The sequence below is a fragment of the Corallococcus sp. CA047B genome (assembly GCF_003612065.1).
Lineage (GTDB): Bacteria > Myxococcota > Myxococcia > Myxococcales > Myxococcaceae > Corallococcus > Corallococcus praedator.
Genome location: NZ_RAWD01000565.1, coordinates 1 through 2784, shown reverse-complemented (window position 1 = coordinate 2784; position 2784 = coordinate 1). Strand labels below are relative to the sequence as shown.

At 70.3% G+C, this 2784-nt stretch carries 2 protein-coding genes; both read left to right on the top strand.

Annotated elements, in window-relative coordinates; genetic code table 11:
- The first annotated feature begins 96 nt into the window (after positions 1-96).
- Entirely contained in the window at positions 97-1431 is a 1335-nt protein-coding gene (locus D7X74_RS41000; protein ID WP_120538348.1) for a hypothetical protein, read from the top strand.
- A gap of 83 nt (positions 1432-1514) precedes the next feature.
- Positions 1515-2681 (top strand): hypothetical protein, encoded by a 1167-nt coding sequence (locus tag D7X74_RS40995; protein WP_120538347.1) that lies wholly within the window; start codon positions 1515-1517, stop codon positions 2679-2681.
- Positions 2682-2784: the final 103 nt, after the last annotated feature.

Genomic DNA, 2784 nt, shown 5'->3' with positions numbered 1-2784 from the left:
AACCCGGTGCGTTGGTCACGTGCCCAGAGGCACCGGAGAGGCACCGGAGAGGCACCGGACACCGGCCCCCGCGCCGCACGCGGTAGAGTCCCGCCCATGACGCCTGCTTCGCCGCCCCTCGCCTCCGCCCGCCCCACGACCTCCTGGGTGCACCGCGCGTTGAAGGCGTTCCTCCCGGAGGTGTTCGTGCTCGGGATGCTGGCGAACTTCTTCTACTACCGGGCGGATCCGCTGATGCCGGCCATCCGCTCGGATGGGTACGGCTACCACCTGTACCTGACGGCCCTCTTCGTCCAGCACGACCTGTCCTTCCGCACGGAGATGGCCGAGTGGGGAACGGACCTGAAGTCCCCGCTGGGCCTCACCCTGGACGAACACACGGGCCGCTACATCAACAAGTACCCCCCGGGACAGGCCCTCCTGATGGCGCCCGCGTTCCTCCTCGCGCACGTCAGCGCGCCGCTCGTGGGCGCGAACCAGAGCGGCTATTCCCGCCCGTACCATGTGGCGGCGGCCCTCAACGGACTGCTCGCGCTGCTCATCGGCCTTGCGTTGCTGCGCCGGGCCCTGGAGGAAGCTGGCTATTCGCCGCCGGTGGTGCTGGCGACGCTCGTCGCCGTCACGTTCGGCACCAACCTGTTCCACTACGGCAGCCTCGAAGCGAGCATGAGCCATGTGTATTCGTTCGCGCTCTTCGCCGGCTTGCTGCTCATCGTGCCCCGGTGGTACCGCGAGCCCACCGCGCGCCGCTCCCTGCTGCTGGGGTTCGTGCTGGGGTTCATCGCGCTGGTGCGCAACACCAACGGCCTGATGGCGCTGTTCGTGCTGCTGTACGGCGTCTTCGACCTGCCGACGCAGCGGGCGCGCTTCGCCTTCCTCAAGGCGAACGTCCGGAACATCGCGTTGGCCCTGCTCTCCTTCAGCGCGGTGATGTCCATCCTCTTCGCCTACTGGCACTACGCCACCGGGAAGTGGTTCGTCTTCTCCTACCGGGGCGAGGGCTTCCATTTCGACAGGCCCCAGGTGCTCGCGGTCCTCTTCAGCGTGCGCAAGGGCCTCTTCTTCTGGGCACCGCTGTGGCTCTTCGCGGTGGCGGGCTTCGTGCGCGACCGCGAGCGCCTCAAGCCCTACCTGTTGCCATTGGCGCTCTTCTTCATCCTCCAGACGTTCCTCGTGGCCTCGTGGTGGCACTGGCCCTACGGCTCCAGCTTCGGACACCGCGCCTACACGGAGGCGAGCGCCCTCTTCGCGTTCGGCATCGCCGGCTTCCTCACGAGCCTGCGACGGCCGGCCACGCGGCGCCTCGTGGGGGGCATCTTCGTGCTCCTCATCCTGCTCCAGGGCTTCCTGATGCTGCGCTACGCCCAGGAGCGCCTGAAGGGGGACCGCACGACGTGGGCGCAGTATTGGAGCCTCTTCACCGTGCCCTGAGGCGGGCCTCCCCGCCTGCCCTCCATGGAGGGAGGGGGGCCACCGAGCCCTCCGCGTCCCACACCGTCTATACTGGCGCGCGCATGCCCACCCTCCCCGCCTCCGCCCTCGACACGTCCGAAGCCCCGGCGTCCGTGCGCTTCCAGGGCCTGTGGCTCTTCTCGCCCCGGGCGGACATCAGCCTGCTCTTGCTGCCCACGCTGCTGATGCTCGCGTGCGCGTGGCTGGCCAGCTTCACCGGCGAGGGCCCGCGCGGGTTCTCCCAGCTGATTGGCCGGTGGACCTCGCAGTACGTCTTCCTCAATGGCACGCACGTCATCCTGACCTTCCTGCTGGTGGGCACCCGGCGCGAGCTGCTGCACACCACCCCGAACCAGTCCCGGCTGCTGGTGGGGGGCTCGGCGGCGGTGTTCGCGCTCACCTTCGGACTGCTCTGGTACGCAAGCGAGCACGCCCCCCTGCTGGCGCTGCTCCTGGGCGCCAGCATCCACGTCCTCGCGGCGCACCACACGTTGTCGCAGGTGAAGGGCCTGTGGGCACTGCACGGCCTTCGTGGAAGGGCCCAGGGCGCTCCGCCCCTGTCGGAAGCCGAGCGCACCCTCCAGCGCCAGTTCGTCCCGGTGGCGCTGGTGCTGATGATGGCGCGCTCGCTGGCGCTGCCCATCACCGCGTCCCGGGGCATGGGGCCGATGATCAACATCGGGCAGGCGGAGTCCGGTTCGCTGCCCCACGCCCTCACCTGGGTGCTGCTCGCCGTGTGGGGCGTCTTCGTCGCGAAGCTGGTGCTCGCGATGCGCGGTCCCCCGGGCCAGAGCGGCCCCCGGCGGGTGTATGTCCTGGGGCACGCGGCGGTGGTGGCGGTGTACCTGGTGTGGCCGCTGTGGGGCGCCATCCTGAGCGCGGGCATCCACGGGCTGGAGTACTTCTTCCTCACCGGCCGGATGCTGGAGCCCACGGCCGCGGAGCCCACGGCGCGCCTCCGGGGCCCCCGCGTGTGGGCGGCGATGCTCGCGGTGATGGCGCCCATCATCCTGGTGGGCATCGTCAACAGCCCCTTCGTGACGCTGGTGGACGGCGCCACCGGCAACGCGGCCACGAACTTCTTCCTCCAGCAGCAGCCCCTGTGGTCGCTGGGCGTCATCGCGACCAACGCGGTCGTCCTCGCGCACTACTTCGCGGACGCGTTCCTCTACCGCTTCCGGATCCCCCGGGTGCGCGAAGTCACCCTGCCCCGGCTGGGCCTGGGCTGAAACACCCCGGGCTCAGGGCCCGTGTAGGTCCAGGCTCGGGAGCCTGGACGCCCGGCGCCCCGCCCACCCGCCGAGCCCCTTGCGGGCCCGCCTTCCCCTGGAG

Excerpts from the sequence above, each read along its gene's own strand:
- D7X74_RS41000 (WP_120538348.1), top strand. The coding sequence starts at position 97 with ATGACGCCTGCTTCGCCGCCCCTCGCCTCCGCCCGCCCCACGACCTCC.
- D7X74_RS40995 (WP_120538347.1), top strand. The coding sequence starts at position 1,515 with ATGCCCACCCTCCCCGCCTCCGCCCTCGACACGTCCGAAGCCCCGGCG.